This is a genomic window from Lysobacter solisilvae, from assembly GCF_016613535.2.
Taxonomy (GTDB): Bacteria; Pseudomonadota; Gammaproteobacteria; order Xanthomonadales; family Xanthomonadaceae; genus Agrilutibacter; species Agrilutibacter solisilvae.
Genome location: NZ_CP071518.1, coordinates 2,406,714 through 2,429,848, shown reverse-complemented (window position 1 = coordinate 2,429,848; position 23,135 = coordinate 2,406,714). Strand labels below are relative to the sequence as shown.

At 69.0% G+C, this 23,135-nt stretch carries 16 protein-coding genes and 1 pseudogene; 6 read left to right on the top strand and 11 right to left on the bottom strand.

Features of this window, described 5'->3' with window-relative positions:
- The first annotated feature begins 49 nt into the window (after positions 1 to 49).
- The 3 genes from I8J32_RS10755 (at position 50) to I8J32_RS10745 (ending at position 3,814) form a co-directional block, all read left to right on the top strand.
- A complete protein-coding gene (locus tag I8J32_RS10755) occupies positions 50 to 685 on the top strand; it encodes a helix-turn-helix domain-containing protein (protein ID WP_200611953.1) in 636 nt (211 codons plus the stop codon).
- 180 nt (positions 686 to 865) lie between these two features.
- A complete protein-coding gene (gene parC / locus I8J32_RS10750; RefSeq protein WP_207526558.1) occupies positions 866 to 3,106 on the top strand; it encodes a DNA topoisomerase IV subunit A in 2,241 nt (746 codons plus the stop codon).
- A gap of 51 nt (positions 3,107 to 3,157) precedes the next feature.
- Positions 3,158 to 3,814 (top strand): thiopurine S-methyltransferase, encoded by a 657-nt coding sequence (locus tag I8J32_RS10745; RefSeq protein WP_200611949.1) that lies wholly within the window; start codon positions 3,158 to 3,160, stop codon positions 3,812 to 3,814.
- Positions 3,815 to 3,940: 126 nt separating this feature from the next.
- Here I8J32_RS10745 and I8J32_RS10740 read toward each other — a convergent pair whose 3' ends face one another.
- Complete coding sequence (locus I8J32_RS10740) at positions 3,941 to 6,907, bottom strand: EAL domain-containing protein (protein ID WP_200611946.1); 2,967 nt, start codon at positions 6,905 to 6,907, stop codon at positions 3,941 to 3,943.
- A gap of 91 nt (positions 6,908 to 6,998) precedes the next feature.
- Positions 6,999 to 8,709: pseudogene (gene asnB, locus I8J32_RS10735) on the bottom strand (asparagine synthase B).
- A 359-nt stretch (positions 8,710 to 9,068) separates the two neighbouring features.
- On the opposite strand from asnB, the gene I8J32_RS10730 reads away from it, so the two are divergent.
- The gene (locus tag I8J32_RS10730; RefSeq protein WP_200611940.1) at positions 9,069 to 11,423 is read left to right on the top strand and encodes a penicillin acylase family protein; all 2,355 of its coding nucleotides are present in this window, start codon (positions 9,069 to 9,071) and stop codon (positions 11,421 to 11,423) included.
- 87 nt (positions 11,424 to 11,510) lie between these two features.
- Here the strand turns inward: I8J32_RS10730 and dapE are convergent, their stop codons facing one another.
- The 7 genes from dapE to map are packed head-to-tail and all read right to left on the bottom strand — an operon-like array spanning position 11,511 to position 17,990.
- Positions 11,511 to 12,635, bottom strand: coding sequence for a succinyl-diaminopimelate desuccinylase (gene dapE, locus I8J32_RS10725; protein WP_200611938.1), 1,125 nt, complete (start codon positions 12,633 to 12,635; stop codon positions 11,511 to 11,513).
- Positions 12,632 to 12,859, bottom strand: coding sequence for a hypothetical protein (locus tag I8J32_RS10720; RefSeq protein WP_200611935.1), 228 nt, complete (start codon positions 12,857 to 12,859; stop codon positions 12,632 to 12,634). Before I8J32_RS10720 ends, dapE begins: the two co-directional genes overlap by 4 nt.
- Positions 12,856 to 13,215 carry a Spx/MgsR family RNA polymerase-binding regulatory protein gene (locus tag I8J32_RS10715; RefSeq protein WP_200611932.1) on the bottom strand — a complete coding sequence of 120 codons (360 nt, stop codon included), beginning with the start codon at positions 13,213 to 13,215 and terminating at the stop codon, positions 12,856 to 12,858. Before I8J32_RS10715 ends, I8J32_RS10720 begins: the two co-directional genes overlap by 4 nt.
- Positions 13,216 to 13,221: 6 nt before the next feature.
- Complete coding sequence (locus tag I8J32_RS10710) at positions 13,222 to 13,683, bottom strand: hypothetical protein (RefSeq protein WP_200611929.1); 462 nt, start codon at positions 13,681 to 13,683, stop codon at positions 13,222 to 13,224.
- Positions 13,684 to 13,691: 8 nt separating this feature from the next.
- Positions 13,692 to 14,606 carry a 2,3,4,5-tetrahydropyridine-2,6-dicarboxylate N-succinyltransferase gene (dapD, locus tag I8J32_RS10705; RefSeq protein WP_407061024.1) on the bottom strand — a complete coding sequence of 305 codons (915 nt, stop codon included), beginning with the start codon at positions 14,604 to 14,606 and terminating at the stop codon, positions 13,692 to 13,694.
- Positions 14,582 to 17,188, bottom strand: coding sequence for a [protein-PII] uridylyltransferase (glnD, locus tag I8J32_RS10700; protein WP_200611923.1), 2,607 nt, complete (start codon positions 17,186 to 17,188; stop codon positions 14,582 to 14,584). Before glnD ends, dapD begins: the two co-directional genes overlap by 25 nt.
- Before the next feature lie 25 nt (positions 17,189 to 17,213).
- A complete protein-coding gene (map, locus tag I8J32_RS10695) occupies positions 17,214 to 17,990 on the bottom strand; it encodes a type I methionyl aminopeptidase (protein WP_200611920.1) in 777 nt (258 codons plus the stop codon).
- A 371-nt stretch (positions 17,991 to 18,361) separates the two neighbouring features.
- Between map and rpsB the strand changes: the two genes are divergently transcribed.
- Entirely contained in the window at positions 18,362 to 19,222 is an 861-nt protein-coding gene (gene rpsB / locus I8J32_RS10690) for a 30S ribosomal protein S2 (RefSeq protein WP_200611916.1), read from the top strand.
- A 184-nt stretch (positions 19,223 to 19,406) separates the two neighbouring features.
- Positions 19,407 to 20,285 (top strand): translation elongation factor Ts, encoded by an 879-nt coding sequence (tsf, locus tag I8J32_RS10685; RefSeq protein WP_200611914.1) that lies wholly within the window; start codon positions 19,407 to 19,409, stop codon positions 20,283 to 20,285.
- 417 nt (positions 20,286 to 20,702) lie between these two features.
- Here the strand turns inward: tsf and I8J32_RS10680 are convergent, their stop codons facing one another.
- Entirely contained in the window at positions 20,703 to 22,205 is a 1,503-nt protein-coding gene (locus tag I8J32_RS10680) for an efflux transporter outer membrane subunit (protein WP_200611911.1), read from the bottom strand.
- Positions 22,202 to 22,939 (bottom strand): SDR family oxidoreductase, encoded by a 738-nt coding sequence (locus I8J32_RS10675; RefSeq protein WP_200611908.1) that lies wholly within the window; start codon positions 22,937 to 22,939, stop codon positions 22,202 to 22,204. Before I8J32_RS10675 ends, I8J32_RS10680 begins: the two co-directional genes overlap by 4 nt.
- Positions 22,940 to 23,135 lie beyond the last annotated feature (196 nt).

Here is a 23,135-nt window from a genome sequence, read left to right as displayed (position 1 = left end):
CCCCTGAATACGGGCCTGGCGCCCGGCCCAGCAGGAGCGACGAACCGGCATGACCCAGCAGCACCCCACCATCGGCAGCCTTCTGCGCGCGCTGCGCGCCCGCAACGACTGGACCCTCAAGGAGATGAGCAAGCGTTGCGGGATCCCCCTGTCGACGCTGTCCAAGGTCGAGCACGACCGCCTCAGCCTGACCTACGACAAACTTCTGCAGATCAGCGAGCGCCTGAACCTGCGCATGTCGGAGCTGTTCGCCGAGGAAGGCAGCTCCCCCGAGCCGGCCGTGACCGCGCGGCGGAGCATCGGCAGGATCGAGGACGCCGTCCGGGTGACGACGCCGAACTACGACTACTTCTACCTGTGCCCGGAACTGCGGCGGAAGCGGATGATCCCGGTGGTGACACGGGTCCGGGCCAAGAGCATCGAGGAGTTTGGCGAGCTCGTCCGCCATCCGGGCGAGGAATACATCCATGTCCTGGAAGGCCGCGCCGAAGTGCACACCGAGTTCTACGACCCGATCGTGCTGGGCACCGGCGAATCGGTGTACATCGACTCCAATATGGGGCACGCCTACATCGCGGCGGAGGGTTGCGAGGAAGTGGTCCTGCTGGGTGTGTGCTCGAGCTCCGACGAGCACCTGATGGAATCGCTGCTCAGCATCCACGGCGACAGCGCCAAACCGCGCTGACCGACCGCGCTGACCGACCCCGCTGAAGCACAGCTGGCCCCTCCAGAGGCCCGCAAGGCGTCACGAAACCCCGCCCGCGCGGGGTTTTTCGTTGCGCGGTGCGCACTCCGACGGTCGGCACGGCGCCACCCCCGCCGGTAGAATCCCCCTTCCAGAACCTTCCAGGCTCCGCAGCAGCAAATGAGCGACGTACGTCCGCCCTTCCACGGCTTCGAACAGATTCCCCTGCGCGAGTACGCCGAGCGCGCCTACCTCGACTACTCGATGTACGTCGTCCTCGACCGCGCCCTTCCCTTCCTCGGCGACGGCCTCAAGCCGGTGCAGCGTCGCATCATCTACGCGATGAGCGAGCTGGGCCTCAATGCCGCGGCCAAGCCCAAGAAATCCGCCCGCACCGTCGGCGACGTGATCGGCAAGTACCACCCGCATGGGGACAGCGCCTGCTACGAGGCGATGGTGCTCATGGCCCAGCCCTTTTCCTACCGCTATCCGCTGATCGAAGGCGAGGGCAACTTCGGCTCGAGCGACGACCCCAAGTCGTTCGCGGCCATGCGCTACACCGAGGCCAAGCTCACGCCCATCGCCGAAGTGCTGCTGGGCGAACTGGGCCAGGGTACGGTCGACTGGACGCCCAACTTCGACGGCACGATGGAAGAGCCGTCGTGGATGCCGGCGCGCCTGCCCCACCTGCTGCTCAACGGCACCACCGGCATCGCCGTGGGCATGGCGACCGACATCCCGCCGCACAACCTCAACGAAGTGGTCAGTGCGTGCGTGCGACTGCTGGATGATCCGGACGCGACCACCGCCGACCTGTGCGAGCACATCCTCGGCCCGGACTACCCGACCGCGGCCGAAATCATCACCCCGCGCGCGGACCTGCGCGCGATGTACGAATCGGGCATGGGCAGCGTGCGCGCCCGCGCTGTGTTCGAGCGCGACGGCAACAACCTGGTGATCACCGCCCTGCCCTACCAGGTCTCGCCAGGCAAGGTGATCGAGCAGATCGCCACCCAGATGCGCGCCAAGAAGCTGCCTTGGCTGGAGGATCTGCGCGACGAGTCCGACCACGCCAATCCCACGCGCATCGTCATGGTGCCGCGGTCCAACCGCGTCGACGCCGACCAGTTGATGGGCCACCTGTTCGCGACGACCGACCTGGAAAAGAGCTACCGGGTCAACTTCAACGTCATCACGCTGGAAGGCCGTCCGCAGGTGAAGGGCCTGAAGGCCTTCCTGACCGAATGGCTGCGCTTCCGCAGCGACACGGTCACCAAGCGGCTCAAGCACCGGCTGGAAAAGGTCGAGCGGCGCCTGCACCTGCTGGAAGGCCTGCTGATCGCGTTCCTCAACCTGGACGAGGTGATCCGCATCGTCCGTACCGAGGACGAACCCAAGCCTGTGCTGATCGCGCGGTTCGGCCTGAGCGACGAGCAGGCCGAGTACATCCTGGAAACGCGCCTGAGGCAGCTGGCCCGCCTGGAAGAGATGAAGATCCGCGGCGAGGAGGATGAGCTCAAGTCCGAGCGCGACCGCATCCTGGCCATCCTGGACAGCAAGCCCAAGCTGAAGAAGCTGGTGAAGGACGAACTGCTGGCGGACGCCAAGAAGTTCGGTGATGCCCGGCGCTCCCCGCTGGTCGCGCGTGGCGCCGCCCAGGCGCTGTCGGAAACCGAACTGGTGCCCAGCGAACCGATGACGGTCGTGCTCAGCGAGAAGGGCTGGGTGCGCGCGGCCAAGGGGCACGACATCGACGCCGCCACACTGAGTTACCGCGACGGCGACGGCCTGCTGCAGGCTGCCCGTGGCCGCAGCACGCAACAGGTCGCCTTCCTGGATTCCACCGGGCGCGCGTACTCGACGGTGGCGCACACGCTGCCGTCGGCGCGCGGCAATGGCGAACCGCTGACGGGTCGCTTCTCGCCCACGCCCGGCGCCTCGTTCCAGGCATTGGCCACCGGCGACAACGACACCCGCTTCGTGCTGGCCTCCAGCCACGGCTACGGCTTCGTGACCCGCTTCGAAAACCTCACCGGCCGCAACAAGGCCGGCAAGGCGATGCTGTCGCTCACGCCGAATGCCAAGGTGTTGCAGCCGGTGCCCGTGGCCAGCGGCGAGAAGGACCGCGTGGTGGCCGTGACCAACGTCGGCCACCTGCTGGCCTTCCCGGTGTCCGAGCTGCCCGAACTGGACAAGGGCAAGGGCAACAAGATCATCGACATTCCCAAGGCCAAGCTGGGAACCGAGCGCGTCGTGGCGATCGCCGTGGTGCCGCCGGGCGGCACGCTGGTGGTCCGTTCGGGTGCGCGCACGATGTCGCTGTCCTTCAAGGACCTGGATGCCTACGTCGGCGCGCGCGCGACGCGGGGCGGCCTGCTTCCGCGCGGATGGCAGAAGGTGGAAGGCCTGGCGGTCGACTGACGCAGCGCCACCGCATGCGCCGCCACCCAAGACTCCGACGCGAGGATCGCGATGCACCCTGACTTCTGGCTCCAGCGCTGGCAGGACAACCAGATCGGCTTCCACCAGGACAAGCCGACGCCCTTGCTGCTCAAGCACTGGCCCGCCGTCGGGATGCCGGTGGGCGCCACGGTCTTCGTGCCGCTGGCAGGCAAGAGCCTGGACATGGTGTGGTTCGCCTCGCAGGGTTACCGCGTGCTGGGCGTGGAGATCTCGCCCGTGGCGATCAAGCAGTTCCTCAGCGAGCATGGCGTGGTCCCGGAGTTCCGGGACACGCCGCACGGCACCCATTACACCGCGGGCAACATCGAACTCATCCACGGCGACGCCTTCGCCCTGGGCGCCGACGACCTCGTCGACTGCGCCGCGGCATTCGACCGCGCGGCCCTCATCGCGTTGCCGCCGGACCTGCGGCGGCGCTACGTGCACGAGCTCTACGCCAGGCTGCCCCAGCGCTGCCGCGCGCTGCTGATCACACTGGAGTACCCGGCGCACGAGAAGCAGGGTCCGCCCTTCAGCGTGCCCGAAGCGGAAGTGTCGGAACTGTTCGGACGCGACTGGGACATCGACGTGCTCGAGCGCCGCGACATCCTGGAACAGCAACCCGGCTTCGTTGCCGAAGGCGTGACCAGGCTGGAAACCGTCGTCTATCGGCTCAACCGCAAGTGAGTCGCCGGGCGCTGACCCGTTCCTCTCCTTGAGGGGGAGGAAACCGGGATCCGCGCCGGGGTCGCGGTGACCCTGACGAACCGCAACCCGCAGGGGCCGGGCTCGCCGGAAGCCGCCCGCCCAGACTCAGTGCGGGAGCCGGGCCGCCCACTCCGACGCCGCCCGCGCCTTGGAGAACAGGAATCCCTGCCCCAGTTCGCACCCCATTTCCAGCAGGCATTCGCGTTGATCGTCGGTCTCCACGCCTTCCGCGATCACATCCATGCCGAGCGTCTGCGCCATTGCCAGCACGGCTTTCACCACCGGCGTGCTGCCGTGGCCATCGCCGCGCTGCAGCGCGCTGACGAAGGAGCGATCGATCTTGATGGTATGCAGCGGGAAACGGTGCAGATAGCTCAGGGAGGAATATCCCGTGCCGAAATCGTCCAGCGCGGCCACGACGCCGGCGGTGCGAAGGGCCTGGAGCGTTTCGCGCACCTGGTCGGGATTGTCCAGCAGCGCGCCCTCGGTGACTTCCACCCGGATCCGGTCGTGGGAAAGATGGAAGCTGTCGAACAGCTCCAGCATCTGTCGCGCCAGCGTGGGCGAGCGGAAGTGGCGGGGTGACACGTTCAAGGTCACGTAACCACTGTCCTCGCCGAGCAGGCTGATCTCGCGACAGGTCTGCTCGAACATCTGCCAGTCGATCTGCTCGACACTGCCGTTTTCCTCGGCCAGCGCCAGGAATTCATCCGGAGCCACCAGTCCGCGCCGCGGATGGCGCCAGCGCAGCAGCGCTTCGTAGCCCAGCACCTTGCGGTCGGCCAGGCGCACGATCGGCTGGAAATGGGGCTCGAACTCGTAGCGCTGGATGGCCCGGCGCAGGTCGCTTTCCAGCTCCAGCAGCGCGATGGCCTCCTGGTGGAGACGCTCGTCGAAGATCTCGAACCGCTGCCGCCCATGTGCCTTGGCGCGATACATCGCCACGTCCGCATCGCGCAGCAGTTCCTCGGCGCGCTTGTAGCGGGGATGTCCCAGCGCGATGCCGATGCTGGCCGAGGTGAACAACTCCTTGCCGTCGATGTGCATCGGCTCGCTGAGCAGTTCGATGGCCCGCTCCGCGGCGTGGCAGGCTTCCTCCGGCAGGTTGACGTCTTCCAGCAGCAGCGCGAACTCGTCACCGCCCAGCCGCGCCACGACATCGAACGGGCGCACGCAGGCCTGAAGGCGTGCGCCGGCCTCCTTGAGCATTTCATCGCCCGCCAGGTGGCCGACACTGTCGTTGACCACCTTGAACCGGTCCAGGTCGAGGAACAGCACGGCGAAGCGATGCTTGGGATCGCGTTCCATCCGCGCCAGGGACCGCTCCAGCGCGTCGTACAGGTAGCTGCGGTTGGGCAGGCCGGTGAGCGAGTCGTGCATGGTTTCATGCATCAGCTGCTGCTCCGCCCGCTCGCGCTCGACGATCTGCTCGCGCAGCTTGCCCACGGCCTTGGCCAGCTCGCGCGTGCGCTCGGCCACCCGGTCCTCCAGCTCGCCGCGCGCCTGCTTGCGGTCGAGCGCGGTGAGGATGTGCTGGGCCACGTAGGTCAGCAATGCGCGGTCTTCCTCACCGAAGCGCTCGGCGACGTCGTAGCTCTGGACCACCAGCGCTCCGCGCACGGTGCCTTCAAATACCATCGGCACGCCCAGCACGTCCTCCGCCGGGGCGCCGAACGACACACCCTCCGGAATGCCAAGCTCGCGGTTCACCTGCGCCGGCGACCCCATCACCGCCCGCCCGGTGCGGATAACGCCCAGGGTTATCGTGTCGCGCATCTGCGCTTCCGGAATTTCCACTCCGATCTCGACCAGCCCCGGGTCCTTCTCGTCCGCGTGGTAGATCACCCGCAGGGCTTCCCGGTCGGCGTCGTACATGGCGATGATCAGGTTGCGCGCGTACATGAGTTCGGCGACGACGAGGTGGATGCGCCGCAGCATCTCGCTCATGTCCAGGTCGCTGCTGGCCAGGTCGGCGATGCTGTAAAGCGCGGCCTGCAGCTTCTCGCCGCGCTGGCGCTCCATCACTTCGGCCGTCAACGCGCGGGTACGGTCCTCGACGCGGTTCTCCAGCTCGACGTGGGCCTGCTTGCGCTGCAGGGCCGTCAGGATGTGCTGGGCGACATAGCCCAGCAGGGAGCGGTCCTCCTCGCTGAAACGACCACGCTGGTCGTAGCTCTGCACGATGACGGCGCCCCGCACGATGCCTTCGGCCACCATCGGAACGCCCAGCCAATCGGCGCTTTCCGGCCCGAACCCGCCCGGGGGCGCCAGCCCGAACTGCTCGCGCAGCTTCTGCGAGGGCCCCATCGCCGGAGAACCACTGCGGATCACCGCCATGGTCAGGCTCTCGCGCAGTTGCCCGGCCGGAATCTCCTTGCCGACCGCCACGCCGTGCCCGCCCTTTTCGTCCGCCACGTACACGAACTGCAGCGTGTCCCGCTCGGGCGCGTACAGCGCGATCTTGAAGTTCGCCGCGTACATCAGCCCGGCGACCACCGCATGGGTGCGGGGGAGCATTTCCTGCATGTCCAGCTCGCTGCTGGCGAGGCTGGCGAGCGAATACAGCGCCTTCTGCAGCTGGGCTGCCTTTCCCATCCGACCGGTGGCGTGGTTGGCGGCCACCAGCTCGATCTCCGCGCGCATGCGCGCGGCCAGCAGGGTCAGGAAATCGAGCAGGCCAGGCGGATCACCACCGGCGAGGGCGGTCGCCTGCGGCCATCGGGCCAGGAATACGGCCTGGGCGTACTGGAGCGGGTGGGCAATGCGCAGCCAACCGTCCTGCACATTTCCGCTGGCCACGCTCCCGTTGCGTGCCAGGGCCTCGTCGATGAGCTCGGACTCCTCCTGCGACAGCGGCGTGGTCGGCCACTGGTGCCCGCGCAGACGACCTTCCCGCGTGGTACCGGAAATCCACACCAGCCGTGCGTCGCGACAACCGAACACGGTTTCGGCCATGCGCAGGACGACCTCGTCGATCTCCCCCGGCCGGGTGGGCGGCTCGGGAATCGAGATCCCCTTCAACGTGCGCGCGGTGGTCCCGCGCGCCTTCGACCCTTGGAACAGACTGGCCATGGCATTGATTCCAACGCCTTTGCAGCCGGGATGACTGCTTTTCCTGGGCAGTGGCCTGCGACCGCAGGCGGTGGGGCTGCTGAGCCGCAGTCTACGCCAGTGCCGCCTGGTGTACCCCTGCCACCGCCCGCCCCGAGGGGTCGGCCGCCGTGGCGAATGCCGCGTCCCAGGCGATGGCGGCGGGGGAGGAACAGGCGATCGACTTGCCCCCCGGCACCGTCTGCGCGCAGGCCGCCCCGGGAAAGAACTGCTCGAAGATGTGGCGATACAGGTAGGCCTCCCTGGTCTGCGGCGGGTTCAGCGGGAACCGGTTGGCCGCCGCGGCGAAGACCCGGTCGCTGACCTGCTGCTGCGCGTGCGCCTTGAGCCCGTCGATCCAGCCGTAGCCGACGCCGTCGCTGAACTGTTCCTTCTGCCGCCACAGGATCGAGTCGGGGAGGTAGCCGGCGAAGGCCTCGCGCAGGATGGCCTTCTCCATCCGGTGGGTGCCGTCCTGCTGCCGGCCGGCCATCTTGTACTTCGCATCCATGCGCATCGCCACTTCGAGGAACTCCACGTCGAGGAATGGCACGCGCGGCTCCACGCCCCAGGCCATCATCGACTTGTTCGCCCGCAGGCAGTCGTAGCTGTGCAGCGCATCGAGCTTGCGGATCGTCTCCTCGTGGAACTCACGCGCGTTGGGCGCCTTGTGGAAATAGAGGTAACCGCCGAACACCTCGTCGCTGCCTTCGCCCGACAGCACCATCTTCACTCCCATCGCCTTGATCCGCCGCGCCAGCAGGAACATCGGCGTCGAGGCACGGATGGTGGTGACGTCGAAGGTCTCGATGTGGCGGATGACCTCGGGCAATGCATCCAGCCCCTCGTCGAAGGTGTAGGTGAAACCGTGGTGCACCGTGCCCAGTGCCTGGGGCGGCCACCTCGGCCGCGGCGAGATCGGGCGAGCCGTCCAGTCCGATGGCGAAGGAATGCAGGCGCGGCCACCAGGCTTCGGCCTGGTCGTCCTCCTCCACGCGCCGGCGCGCGTAACGCGCGGCGACGGCGGCGACCAGCGATGAATCCAGACCGCCCGACAGCAGCACGCCATAGGGGACGTCGCTCATCAACTGGCGGTGCACCGCGCGCTCGAAGGCCTGGCGCAGTTCGTCCAGCCCCACCTCCACGCCCTGCGTGGACGCGTGATCGCGCCAGGGCCGGTCGTAATAGCGCACCAGCCCGGCGTCCTTGCCGGCGGTGGAAGCGCTGTCGTAGTAGTGCCCCGGCGGGAACTGCGCGACGTCGGCGCACACATCGGCGAGGGCCTTCATTTCCGACGCCACGCACAGGCGGCCGTCAGCGTCGTGGCCCCAGTAGAGCGGACACACGCCAAGCGGGTCGCGCGCGATCACCACCCGGCCGGCGGCGGCGTCCCACAGTGCGAAGGCGAAGATGCCATTGAGCTCGGTGAGCCAGTCGCCGATGCCCGGCCGCTGCGCGTACAGCGCGTTGATCACCTCGCAGTCCGAGCCGGTCTGGAACGCATAGGGCGCGGCCAGCTGCTTTTCCAGTTCGCGGTGGTTGTAGATCTCGCCGTTGACGGCCAGCACCAGTTGCCCGTCGGCCGACCGCAGCGGCTGCGAACCGCCGGCCGGATCGACGATGGCCAGCCGCTCGTGCACGAGGATCGCGCCGGCGTCGACGTGGACACCGCTCCAGTCGGGGCCGCGATGGCGCTGACGCTGGGATAGTTCGAGCGCGCGGCGGCGCAGGCTGTGGAGATCGTCGCCGGCCTGCAGGCCGAACATGCCGAAGATGGAACACATGGTGGAACTCCTGGTGGATGGCGGACTGGAAAGGGGCCGGGTGGACTTTCGACAGCCAGAAACGACGAAGCCCGCGCTTTCGGCGCGGGCTTCGTGAGCGAATAGGGCGTGTGTTGCGCGCGCTAATCGCCGGCCCGCGGGAGGCTGGCGTTATTGCGGTTGTTATTGCTGACGGCGGCCACGGACGCCCGACCGCGCAGGGCGGTGGAGATCAGCAGGGCGATGGCCGGGGTGTGGGGCATGACCCGATCCTCCTTCAGGCCCGGCGGGTTTGTCAAACGACTGGAATGCATCAGGGCCTCCCGGCATCGGCCGCGCGGACGGCATCGGCTAAGCTCGCAGGCCCGGGGGAGGACATCATGAGCAAGTGGATCAGACGCGGCCTGCTGGGCCTGGTGCTGCTGGTGCTGGCCGCGATGCTCGTGGGCTGGTGGCTGATGCGCGGCAGCCTGCCGACGCTCGAGGGCGAGCTCGCCCTGTCCGGCCTGTCCGCCCCGGTCGCCCTTGAACGCGACCACCGCGGCGTGGTCACCGTGCAGGCCGCCAACGAGGCCGACGCGATGCGCGCGCTGGGTTACGTCCATGCGCAGGAGCGCTATTTCGAGATGGACCTGCTGCGCCGCACGGCGGCGGGCGAGCTGGCCGAACTGTTCGGTCCGCTGGCGGTGGACACCGATCGCCGGCACCGCGTGCACCGTTTCCGCGCGCGGGTCCACGATGGCATGGACACGATCCTGGGCCAGCACCGTGCGTCGATGCAGGCCTATGTCGACGGCGTCAACGCGGGTCTGGCCGGACTGCGCACGCGCCCCTGGCCCTACCTGCTGCTGCGAACGCAACCCGAGCCCTGGCAGCTCGAGGACTCTGCGCTGGTGGCCTTCGCGATGTACTTCGACCTGCAGGACGGCGAGAACGCACGTGAACTGGCGTTGTGGAAGATGCGCCCGCACCTGCCGCCCCCGCTCTATGCGCTGCTGACCCACGACGGCAGCCAGTGGGATGCGCCGTTGACCGGCCCTGTGCGCGGCGATGCGCGCCTGCCCACCGCCGAAGAAGTCGACCTGCGCCGCCTTCCCAGCCCGAAGGATCCCGGTGACGCGCTGCCCGCCCCGCGCATCGTCGGCAGCAACAACTTCGCCGTCTCCGGCGAGGCCACGCGCGATGGCCGGGCGATCGTCGCCGACGACATGCACCTGGGCCTGCGCGCCCCCAACCTGTGGTTCCGCGCGCAGTTGCGCTATGCCGACGACCAGGCGCCGGGCGGCCGCGTCGACATGGGCGGCTTCACCCTGCCCGGCCTGCCGTTCGTGGTGGTCGGCAGCAACGGCCACGTCGCCTGGGCGTATACGAACAGTTACATCGACACGATGGACTGGGCCTTGCAGGACGTCTGCGGCGAGCGCGCCACGGCAGGCTGCGTGCCGGCCACGCGCCACCGCGAAACGATCGTCGTGGCCGGCGCCGCGCCTGTGCCGATGGACGTCGACGAAACCGCCTGGGGCCCGGTGATCGGCCGCGATGCGCAGGGCCGCGCGTTGTCGCTGCGCTGGGTCGCGCATCTGCCCGGGGCGCTCAACGTCGGCCTGGGCGAAATGGCCCACGCATCCACGCTGGCCAGCGCGGTGGAGATCACCCGTCGCGTGGCCATTCCAACCCAGAACATGCTGCTGGCCGACCGCCACGGCGCAATCGGCTGGCGCTGGCTCGGACCGATCCCGCAACGCGCAGCCGGATGCGACGGGCAGCTTCCCGTCGAGACCGCTCCGACCGGCACCGCCTGCGGACCCTGGCCGATCAGCACATCGCGCGCGCCCCTGCTCCAGCCCACGCGCGGGCGCCTGTGGACGGGCAACAACCGGGTGGTCGGCGACGAGATCCTCGACCTGGCCGGCGATGGGGGCGCCGTCCTGGGCGCGCGCGCGAAGCAGATCCGCGACGACCTGTTCGCGAAGAAATTCCTCGACGAACGCGACCTGCTGGCCGTGCAGCTGGACGACCGCGCGCTGTTCCTCCAGCCGTGGTGGCAGTTGCTCCACGATCGCGCGCGCGTCGCCAGATCCGACGCGCTCAGCGCGCTCGCCGCGGCCGCTGCAACGCGGCCCGAACGCGCCAGCCCGGATTCGGTGAGCTATCGGCTGACGCGCGCATGGCGGCTGGCGGTGCACACGCGCGTGGTCGATGGCCTGACCGGGCCGGCGCGCGCCGCGCTGGACAAGGATTTCGAGATGCCGGGGCTGCCGCAGCAGGAAGGCTTCATCTGGCCGATGGTCACCCAGCGTCCCGCGCACCTGCTGCCGCCGCGCTTTGCGAGCTGGAACGCGTTGTTCGAGGATGCGGCGGCACAGGTGCGCGGCGACCTGGAAGCCATCGGCCCGCTGGCGCAGCGCAGCTGGGGCGAGCAGAACACCGCGCGCATCTGCCACCCGCTGTCGCGTGCCCTGCCCGGCTTCCTCAAGCCTGCCTTGTGCATGCCCTTCGAACCGCTGGCCGGTGACGCTTCGATGCCGCGCGTGCAGCACCCGGATTTCGGCGCATCCGAACGCATGGTCGTTTCTCCGGGGCGCGAAGCCGATGGCTTCATCCACATGCCGGGCGGCCAGAGCGGGCACCCGATGTCGCCGTACTGGGGCGCGGGCCATGACGACTGGGTGCACGGAAGGCCGACGCCGTTCCTGCCGGGTCCGCCGGAGCATGTGTTGCGGCTGCGGCCCTGAGCTGATGCTGCGTTCCCTCCCCTGATCAAGGGGGAGGGGCAGGATGGCGCGGCCCGTCGCGACACGCGCAACACAGGCCGCGGGCTCTTATCCCAGCAACCGCTCCAGCAACTGCAGATACAGGTCCGGCAGCGCTTCCAGATCCGCCACCCGCACGTGCTCATCCACCTTGTGGATGCTGGCATTCACCGGACCGATCTCGATGCACTGCGCGCCCAGCGGCGCGATGAAGCGTGCATCCGACGTGCCGCCGCCGGTGCTTTCCTCCGGCGCCGCGCCGGCAAACTGCGTCAGCACTTCGCGCGCCGCCGCGCGCAGCGGGCCTTCAGGCGTATGGAACGGTTCCCCGCCGCGATGCCAGTGCACCGAATACTCCAGGCCATGCGCCTGCAGGATCTTCTCGCACTCGCGCTCGAGCTGCTCCGCGCGCCAGTGCGGGTTGTAGCGCAGGTTGAACAACACCTGCAGCTCGCCCGGGATCACGTTGTTCGCGCCGGTGCCGGCATGGATGTTGCTGACCTGCAGGCTGGTCGGCGGAAAGGTCTCGAACCCCTCATCCCACTGCCGCGCCGCCAGTTCCGCCAACGCGGGCATCGCCTGGTGGATCGGGTTGCGGGCCTTTTCCGGATAGGCGACGTGACCCTGGATGCCCCGCACCGCCAGGGTAGCCGACAGCGTGCCGCGGCGGCCGACGCGCAGCAGGTCGCCCAGCACCGCCTTGGATGAAGGTTCGCCCGTCACGCACCAGTCGATGCGCTCATCGCGCTCGCGGAACAAATCGGCGACGCGGCGCACGCCGTCGACGGCGTCGCCCTCTTCGTCCGACGTCAGCAACAGCGCGACGCGGCCACGGTGGCCGGGATGCGCTTCGACGAAGCGTTCCAGCGCGACGACGAAAGCCGCCACGCTGCCCTTCATGTCCGCCGCGCCGCGGCCGTAGAGCACGCCGTCGCGGATGTCCGGCACGAACGGATCACTGGACCAGGCCTCGCGCGGACCGGGCGGCACCACGTCGGTGTGACCCAGCAGCACCAGCGTCGGGCCATGGTTGCCGTGCGTCGCCCACAGGTTGTCGACGTCGCCGAAGCGCAGGTGCTCGCAGGCGAACCCCGCCGCCGCGAGGCGTTGCGCGATCAGTTGCTGGCAACCCGCATCGTCGGTGGTGATCGAAGGCCGGGCGATCAGGTCGCAGGTCAACGCCAATACGCTCATGCCGCCGCTCCCCGCGCACGCCGCATGCGCGCGGACTCCAACGCGATGAGGGACAGGCCGCAGAGGCCACCGACGCTCGCGCCCGTCAGCAGTTCGGGGGCCGCGGTCAGATGGGGTGGGAACAGCGCCTGCCCATAGGTGACCAGCAGCCAGGCCGTCCCGAGCCCGACCAGGACGAAGCAGGCCAGGCTCGCCACCAGCAGCCCCATCCAGCGTGTGCTCATGCGCCTACCCCGAACCGCTTCTTGAATCCGTTGTCGCTGAATCCCTGCGTCACCGTGCCGTCGTCGGTCACCACGACCGGCCGGCGGATCAGCTGCGGGTACTCCTTCAGCAGAAGCTTCCACTCGGCATCCGAGCCCGGCGTCCTGCGGTTGTCGGGCAGCGTGCGCCAGGTCGTGGACGACTTGTTGATCATCGCGTCCCAGCCGCCGAGTTTGTCCCTCCACTCCACCAGCGTCTCCGGCGCCTGCCGGTTGTCGCGGTAGTCAATGAAGGTGTGGGCGACGCCGAAGCGGTCGAGCCACTTGCGGGCCTTCTTGCAGGTATCGCAGTTGTTGAGGCCGTAGAGCGTGGTCATCGGGTCTCAGCCCTTCTGGCGAAGCGCGTCGATGCGCACGATCAGTGCCTCGGCGACCGGATTGCGCGCAAAGGGATTGAACTGGAACGAGCCGCGCGGAATGAACACCACCTCGTCGCCGAGCTTTCCCGGCTGGCGCAAACGCAGGGTGATCCGCCTGGGGTTGGCGTAGCGCGAGGAATCCACGTTGATCACGGACGCCAGCGCGATCCGCTCCTCGACGTCACCCTTGCGAACCACCAGGTGCGTCCCGGCGTCACGGACCTCGTCCGCAAGGCCCCACAGGAGGTGGCGGAACATGAAGTAGCCGATGACGGCCATGACGAGCGGCTGGATGATGAACACGGCCGATGCCCGCCAGTCGCCTGCCTTGATCGCGGTGGCGACGAAGATGCCGAGGAAGCTGAACCAGATCGCCGAAAACACCCGCTTCATGAAGAACGTCTGCGAAGAGGAGATCTTCTCCATGGCCAGCCTCAGTCCGCCAGCCCGCGCAGCAGGTCGTTGATCGAGGTCTTCGACCGCGTCTTCGCATCCACCTGCTTGACGATGACCGCGCAATACAGCGAATGGGAACCGTCCTTCGCCGGCAACTGGCCGGAGACGACCACGCTGTACGGCGGCACGCTGCCGTAGCTGATCTCACCGGTCATGCGGTTGTAGACGCGCGTGCTCTGGCCCAGGAACACGCCCATGCCGATCACGCTGTGGTGGCCGACGACGAAACCCTCGACCACTTCCGAGCGCGCGCCGATGAAGCAGTGGTCCTCGATGATGGTCGGGGACGCCTGCAGGGGTTCGAGCACGCCGCCGATGCCGGCGCCGCCGCTGAGGTGGCAATGCTTGCCGACCTGCGCGCAGGACCCCACCGTGGCCCAGGTATCCACCATGGTGCCCTCGCCGACATGGGCGCCGATGTTGACGAAACTGGGCATCAGCACCACGTCCTTGCCCAGGTGCGCGCCACGGCGCGCGATCGCGCCCGGCACGACGCGCACGCCCAGCTTGCGGAAATCGCTTTCGCTGTAGCCCTCGAAGCGCGCCGGGATCTTGTCCCAGAACGGCGCCGGACGCGCGTCGACCAGGTGCATCTCGTTGACGCGGAAGTACAGCAGCACCGCCTTCTTCAGCCATTCGTTGACGGTCCAGCCGCCCTTGCCGTCCGGCTCGGCGACGCGGAACTCACCCTTTTCCAGCCCGGCGATCACCCGCTCGACGGTCGGACGCGTGGAGCCCTCGATCTCGTCGACGCTGAGCATCGTGCGGCGCTCGAAGGCGCTGTCGACCATGAACTTCAGTTCGTCGACGCCCGGCCCCTTGGCCGCTGCGGTCCGGCGGGAGGTCTTGCGACCCGGCTTCTTCTCGGTCATTGCCTTTCTCCATCCAGGCAGGCGAGCAGCGCGGTGTGCAGCGCCTGCCGTTGAGCGTCATCCAGCGGGAGATTCCGCCGGTCGGTGATCTGGAAAACGTCCTCGGCGCGTTCGCCGAAGGTCGCGATGCGCGCATCGTGCACGCGCAGGTGCTGGTCGCGCAGCACCATGGCCACGTCGGCCAGCAGCCCGGGCCGGTCGTTGCAGACCAGGCTGAGCATGGTGCGGGGACCTTCGGCGTGGCTGATCGTGTCGAAACCCACCTGCACCGCGATCCGGAAGTGCCGCAGGTGCCGGGGCTGCGTGCGGCGCGTGGGACGGATGCCGTCCAGCGGGCCGGCCAGCACCTGGCTGAGCCGGCGCTCCACGTCCTCGGCGCTGCAGGCGTGGCGGGCATCGCTGGGTTCGACCTCGAAGCTGTCGAACACCATGTCCAGCGGGCCGTCCAGCACGCGCGCCTGGTGGATCGTGAGCCCCAGGCGGTCCAGCGTCGCCACGATCGCGGCGAACAGGCCGTCGCGGTCGGGCGAATGCACGAACACTTCCAGCGCGCCGGTATAGCCGGTGAGCGGCCGGGCGCGGATGCAGCCCTGCCCCACCGCCACCTCCCGCAACGAGGCCGCCTGCCAGGCCACCTGGTCGGGGCGGCTGCGCTCGAACCCCACGCGCGGCATGCGCGCGAACAGGGCGTCGATTTCCTCGTCGCCGCTGCCGAACGAGGCCAGGATCGCGTGCGCGGCCTGCCGCGTCTCGGCGACGCGCTCCTCGGCCGCCACCGGATGCTCGAGCCCGCGCCGCAGGGCGAGCCGCGTGGCGGTGTACAGGTCGGCCATCAACCGGTCCTTCCACGCATTCCACAGCTTGGGCGAGGTGCCGGCGATATCGGCGCAGGTCAGCAGGTACAGGTGATCCAGGCGTTCGCGGTCGGCCACGCGGGTGGCGAAGCGATGGATGACATCGGGATCGCCGATGTCCTGCTTCTGCGCGGTGACCGACATCAGCAGGTGCTCGCGCACCAGCCATTCGACCAGTGCGGTATCGCCTTCGGACAATTCCAGCGCCGTGCAGAACTCGCGCGCGTCCACGGCGCCCAACTCCGAATGGTCGCCGCCGCGCCCCTTGGCGATGTCGTGGAACAGCCCGGCCAGCAGCAGCAGCTCGGGCTTGCGCAGCTTCGGCCATACCTGGTGCGCGAGGGCGAAGCGTTCGTCGGGCGAGCCCGATGCGAAGGACGCGATGTTCTTCAGCACCGCCAGCGTGTGCTGGTCGACCGTGAACACGTGGAACAGGTCGAACTGCATCCGCCCGGAAACGTTGGCGAAGGCGGGAATCCAGCGGCCCAGCACGCCCAGGCGAGCCATGCGCTTGAGCGTCTCCACCGCCTGCGGTCCGCGCAGCAGGCGCAGGAAGCGCTGGCGCAGCCCGCTGTCGGCGTCGCGGAAGGACGGGATGCCGGGCAATGCCTCGGCCAGCGCGCGCGCGGTGCGCGAGTGCAGCCCGCGGGCGTCCTCGCGGCTGGCCCAGACGGCGAACAGGGCGAAGATGTCGTCGGCCCCGCGCGGCCAGTCGGCCTCGCGCGCGGCCAGGTAGCTGCGGCGCAGCTCGAACTGCGCATCCACCGGCTGCGCGACCGGCTCGCCTTCCAGTTGTTCCTCGTAGCGCTGCAGCAGGCGGTCGCCGATGCGCAGCACCAGCGCGGCGCTGCGGTAGAAGCCCTGCATCATCTGTTCGACGCCCAGGCTGTCGGCGGTGTCCACGTGTCCGAGCCGTTCGGCGAGCAGCTTCTGGTAGTCGAAACGCAGCCGCTCCTCGCGCTTGCCCGCGACCAGGTGCAGGCCGAAGCGCAGGCGCGACAACGCGCGGCGCTCGCGCTCCAGCGTGGCGAACTCGTCCGCGCCCAGCTGGCCGATGGCCATCAGCGAATCCGGATCCCAGGTGCCCACGATGCGCAGCGCCATCCAGCGCAGCGTCTGCACGTCGCGCATGCCGCCCGGGCCTTCCTTCAGGTTGGGCTCCAGGTTGTCGGCGGTGTCGCCGAAACGGGCGTGGCGCGCGCGCTGTTCCTCGCGCTTGGCGATGTAGTACTCGTGCGCCGGCCAGATGCGTTGCGCGGACACGGCGGCGGCCAGCTCCGCCGCGGCATCCAGGTCGGCCAGCAGCGGCCGGGCCTCCAGCAGCGCGGTGAGCACGGTGATGTCGGCCGCGGCTGCCTGCGTGCATTCGGCAGGCGAACGCACGGCGTGACCGACGGGCAGCCCGGCGTCCCACAGCAGGGTGAAGAAGCGCGCGAGCTCATCGCGGTGCCGGGCCTGTGCCTCGGCCGGGCCAAGCACCAGCAGGTCGATGTCCGATTGCGGGAACAGTTCGCCGCGGCCGTAGCCACCCACGGCGAACAACGACAGGTTGGCGTCCTGTGGCACGCAGTGCGACCAGGCCTCGCGCACCAGCGCGTCCACCGCCTGCGCGCGCGCGGCCAGCAGCCGGTCGATGTCGCCGTCGGCGTCGAAGCGGGCGGCGAGGGCCGCATCGCTCTCGGCGATGGCGGCGCGGGTGGCGGCGGCCCAGTCGGCGTCGCGCGGCGTGCCAGGTACCGGATCGCTCATGGACCCACCGCCACGCGGCTTCGCGTCATAGGTCGTTGTCGTCGCCAGGCAGGCGGGTGAGGATCTCCACGCCGCTGTTGGTCACCACGACCGTGTGTTCCCACTGCGCCGACAGCCTGCGGTCCTTGGTGACCACGGTCCAGCCATCGGGCAGCAGCTTGGTATGGCGCTGGCCCTCGTTGATCATCGGCTCGACCGTGAAGGTCATGCCGGGCTTGAGCACCAGGCCCTCGCCCGCGCGGCCGTAGTGCAGCACCTGCGGATCCTCGTGGTAGACCTTGCCGATGCCGTGGCCGCAGTACTCGCGCACGACGCTGAAGCGCTCGCTCTCGGCGTACTGCTGGATGGCGTTGCCGATATCGCCCAGCGTGGCGCCGGGCTTGACCGCACGGATGCCGCGGAACATCGCCTCGCGCGTCACGTCCACCAGGCGCTTGGCCATCACCGACGGCGTGCCGGCGAAATACATGCGGCTGGTGTCCCCGTGCCAGCCGTCCTTGATGACGGTGACATCGATATTGATGATGTCGCCGTCCTTGAGCACCTTGGCTTCGCTGGGGATGCCGTGGCAGATGACGTTGTTGACCGAGGTGCAGATCGTGGCGGGGAAGCCCTTGTAACCGACATTGGCCGGGATGGCCTGCTGGACCTTGACGATATGGTCGTGGCAGATGCGGTCGAGTTCGGCGGTGGTCACGCCGGGCTTCACGTGCGGAGCGACGACCTGCAGCACTTCGGCGGCCAGTCGGCCGGCGACGCGCATCTTCTCGATGTCGTCCGGGGTCTTGAGGGTGATGGGCATGGGCGAATTATCGCCCATGTCGGCCCGTTCATGCCCCGATCCGGACAGGACGTGGGGGCATGAGGGCGTCCGGAAGGCCTCGCGAGGCCGTTTCCGGGGCCTTCCGGCCCTGGAGTACCTGCCAGGTTGCCCGTGGCCGCCCCAGCCGGCATACTTCCGCGGCTCTGCCGGCCCGTCCGACAGACCGCCACGCCGGGCGACACCGGCGAATCCACACCCGCTGCCACAGCCCGTGCCGGGGTGCTTCAGGCGACTGAAGTTCGGACACGGAAGCAGCGGGGAGGCCCAACCCCGGAACCATGGCTCCATGCTCGCGCATGGGGCAGCCGCACCACTTTCCCGCGGCCAGGTTCCTTATCGGAGTAACAGCAATGCCCCAGATCACCATGCGCCAGATGCTGGAAGCCGGCGTCCATTTCGGCCACCAGACGCGCTACTGGAACCCCAAGATGGGCCCGTACATCTTCGGCGCCCGCGGCAAGATCCACATCATCAACCTCGAGAAGACCGTTCCGCTGTTCAACGACGCGATGAACTTCATCTCGGGCGTCGCCCAGAAGCGCGGCGTGATCCTCTTCCTGGGCACCAAGCGCAGCGCGCGCGAAGCCATCAAGGAAGAAGCCCAGCGTTGCGGCCAGCCGTTCATGACCCAGCGCTGGCTGGGCGGCACGCTGACCAACTTCGCCACCGTGAAGAAGTCGGTCGCCCGCCTGAAGGAACTGGACGCCGCTGAAACCGACGGCACCTACCAGAAGCTGGTCAAGCACGAAGTGCTGACCATGCGCCGCGAGCGCGAGAAGCTGGAAGCCTCGCTGGGCGGCATCAAGGAAATGAACCGCCTGCCCGACGCGCTGTTCGTCATCGACGTCGGCCACGAAGACATCGCCATCAAGGAAGCCAAGAAGCTCGGCATCCCGGTGATCGCGGTCGTCGACACCAACTACGACCCGGAACTGGTCGACTACGCGATCCCGGGCAACGACGACGCCATCCGCGCCGTGCAGCTGTACGCCCGCGCCGCCGCCGACGCCGTGCTGGAAGGCAAGGCCGCTTCGCCGCAGGCCGCTTCGGTCCGCGAGGAAGAGTTCGCCGAGGGTGGCGAAGGCGAGAAGGCTCCGCGTGGTCGCGGCCCGGCCCGCAAGGCCGCGGCTGACAAGCCCGCCGCCGAGCCGGCTGCTGCCGAGGCGCCCGCCGTCGAAGCCGACGCCGGCAAGACCGAGTCCGCCGAGTAAGCACCGCGTCATCCGGCCGCGCCATGCTGCGCGGCCCCTTCGTCACTCCCGCGCAGGCGGGAGTCCAGCGACCTGGCCTTTGCAACGCAAAGGCACTGGATCCCCGCTCCTGCGGGGATGACGGTTCCAGCAGGCCAGCGGCGTCCGCGCCCTGGCCGTCCAATTCCGAATTGAGGTAACCCCCATGGCAGAAATCACCGCTTCCCTCGTCAAGGAACTGCGCGAGCGCACCGGCGCCGGCATGATGGAGTGCAAGAAGGCCCTGGCCGAGAACAACGCCGACCTCGAGGCCGCGGCCGAGTGGCTGCGCAAGTCCGGCGCGATCAAGGCCGTCAAGAAGGCCGACCGCGTCGCCGCCGAAGGCCGCATCGCCGTCGCCCAGAACGGCGGCAAGGCCGTGCTGGTCGAAGTCAACTCCGAGACCGACTTCGTCGCCAAGGACGAGAACTTCATCAACTTCGCCAACGCCGTCGCCCAGGCCGCCCTGGCCTCGGGCAGCGCCGACGTCGAAACCCTGAAGGCCGCCAAGCTGGCTTCCGGCGAGACCGTGGAAGAGGCGCGCGCCGCCGCCATCGTCAAGCTCGGCGAGAACATCCAGGTCCGCCGCGTGGCCGTGATCGACTCGTCCAACAACGTGGCCGCCTACGTCCACGGCGGCAAGATCGGCGTGCTGGTCGAGCTCAAGGGCGGCGACGCCGAGCTCGCCCGCGGCATCGCCATGCACGTGGCCGCGATGAACCCGCCGCACAACAAGGCCAGCGACGTGCCGGCCGAGTTCGTGGCGAAGGAAAAGGAAATCGAACTGGCCAAGATGACCGACAAGGACAAGTCCAAGCCGGCCGAGATCCTCGAGAAGATCATGGCGGGCAAGATCGCCAAGATCGTCAACGAGGTCACGCTGTACGGCCAGCCCTACGTGCTGAATTCCGACCAGACCGTCGAAGCCGCGGTGAAGGCCGCCGGCGCCGACGTCATCGGTTTCCAGCGCCTGGTGGTCGGCGAAGGCATCGAGAAGGTGGTGGAGGACTATGCCGCCGAGGTCGCCAAGGCGATGCAGGTCTGATCGACCGCGTCGTTTGAGTGTCACGGAAAAGCCGCGGGAGACCGCGGCTTTTTTGTTGCCTGTTTTCCGGGGCCGCCTGCCGCGGTTTGATCCGAGCGGTGAGCGCATAGGGCGGGTCTTGACCCGCCACCTGGCCGCCAACAAGAGGCGTGCCCTGGCTTCAAGCCAGGGCTGCCGACCTCCGCTGGCATCTTGACCGCGACGGGCAACGCAGTGATGTGAGTTCGGCGCGGGATCCAGATCAGCTCCAGTGCCAGGCCGGACACACTCGAGGTTTCGGCGGGTCAAGACCCGCCACAGAGGTTTCGGCGGGTCAAGACCCGCCACACTCAAAGCTTCGGCGGGTCAAGACCCGCCCTATGCGCCGTTGCTGTTGCTCTCCCAACCTTCCCCCGCGGAGCGGGGGAAGGAGCTGGATCACCTGCCCCCCACCCGCTCCACCATCCGCGACGGCCATCCACCCGCCATCGCCCGATACAGCGCCACCACGCTCGTAGCGCTGCGGGTCCGGGCCTGGGCAAGCGCGTCCTGCGCCTGCAGCCGCGTGCGCTCGGCGTCCAGGACCTCGAACAGGTCCGTGGCGCCGACCTCGAAGCGCACCCGCGCCAGGCGTGCAGCCTCGGCGCTCTGCTCGGCGGCGGCCGCGCGGTGCTGGTCTTCCACGCGCGCACGGCCCTGCCGGACCAGTGCGTTCTCGGTGTCCTCCAAGGCCAGCAGCACCGTCTGCTCGTAGCGTGCAAGCTCGCCCGCCGCATCGGCATCGGCCGCGGCGATCCTCGCGCGCACGCGGCCGATGTCCAGGAACGACCAGTCGATGCCCAGCGCGACCAGCCGCGTCTCGCTGCCGCGTTCGAACAACGCGCTGCTGTCGATCGCCTGGCTGCCGATCAGTCCGCCCAGGGTAAAGCGCGGAAACAGGTCGGCGGTGGCCACGCCGATGCGGGCCGTGGCCGAATGCAGGCGCTCTTCGGCCGCCGCCACGTCCGGCCGCCGGCGCAGCAGCTCGCCCGGGGTTCCCGCATCCAGCTTCGCGGGCAGCGCCGGCAGCGGCGCCGGCGCCTGCAGGTGCACGATCAGGGCATCCGGCGTGCGTCCGGTCAGGACCGCCAGCCGGTGCATCCCCTGCGCCACCTGCGCCTCCAGGTCGGGCACCGTCGCCAGTGTGGATTCCAGTTGTGCCCGCGCGCGCGAGGTATCGAAGGAAGAATCGCGCCCGGCCTCCATCCGCGCCTCGACCAGCCGCAGCGTCTGGCGCTGGTTGTCGGCGTTGTCGCGGGCCACGCGCAGGCGTTCCTGCAGGCCGCGCAGTTCGAGATAGCCGCTGGCCACCTCGCCGGCGATGGCCACCTGCACCGCCGCGAGGTCCGCCGCATCGGCGAGGGTCTCGGCGCGGCTGGCCTCGACCGAACGGCGCACGCGGCCGAACAGGTCCAGCTCCCACGAAGCGACGATGCCGGCCGAATACGACTCGCCGTCGCGGGCTTCACGGTCGACGCCGGGCTGCTGGTCGGCGCTCGCGCGGGCGTCGCTCGCCGTCGCCTGCGCGGTCACCGTGGGCCACTGGTCGAAACGCGCGCCCCGCAGCAACGCATTGGCCCGGTCGTAGCGGGCCAGCGCGATGCGCAGGTCGTGGTTGGACGCCAGCGCGTCCTCGACCAGCTGCGTCAGCAGCGGGTCGCCGAAGCTTTCCCAGAACGCCGCGTCGGCCGCGGGGACGACGGCCGCGGACGCGGTTGCAGCGAGGTTGGCATCCGCGGGATCGGCGGCATCCGCCGAAGCACCGCCACCGCCCTGCCCCTGCGCGAACTGCGCCGGCGCGTCGAGCGTGGGCCGGACGAAATCCGGCCCCACGGTGCACGCCGCCAGCAGCACACTGGCGATCGCCAGGCTCAGCACCCGTGTTGCCTGCGCTGGATTCACCACGGCAGCGACTCCTCGAAGTAATGGAAACCACCGCTGGGCCCCTGCGCATCGAGCAGCGCCATGCGCACGCTGGTGCGCGCGCCGTCGGCCACTTCGAGCTCGCCGCTGGCATTCATGTCGGTCTTGACCGAGCCGGGGTGCACGGCGTTGACCTTGATCGCCGTGTCCTTGAGCTCGTGCGCCAGTTGCACGGTCCACGCATTCACCGCGCTCTTGGACACGTTGTAGGCGGGCACCTTGAAGTCGTAGATGGGCGACGCGGGGTCCGCGTTCGCCGCCAGCGAACCCAGCAGGCTGGAGACGTTGACGATGCGCGCGGCAGGCGCCTTGCGCAGCAGCGGCAGGAACGCCTGGGTGGTGGCGACCACGCCGAACACGTTGGTGTCGAAAGTCTCGCGCCAGGTGTCCAGCGACTGCTCCGACGGCTTGCGCTGCATGTCGTCGCGGAACACGCCGGCGTTGTTGACCAGGATGTCCAGGCGGCCGTGCCTGCGTTCGACCTCCTGCGCGGCCGCGGCGATGCTGTCGGGCTGGGTGACGTCGAGCACGATGGCTTCGACGGGCAGGCCGAGCGACTGCAGTTCCAGCGAGGCTTCGACCGCCTTGCTGCGATCGCGCCCGGCCAGCAGCACGTGGACGCCGGTGCGGGCCAGCTGCTTCACGGTTTCAAGGCCGATGCCGCGGGTGGCGCCGGTGACGAGGGCGATCTTGGAGTGGCTTTGAGAAGTCATGGGGGAAACCTCTTGCAATAGGGCGGGTCTTGACCCGCCGTGGGGATGTCCGGGATGGACGCGGTGGCGGGTCTAGACCCGCCCTATTCCGTCGGTCTCGCGCCTCTGGGGTTTCGCGATGGCGGGGCAAGCCCCGCCCTATGCGTGGGGGATTCCTCATAGGGCGGGTCTTGACCCGCCGTGGCGAGGCGGAGGT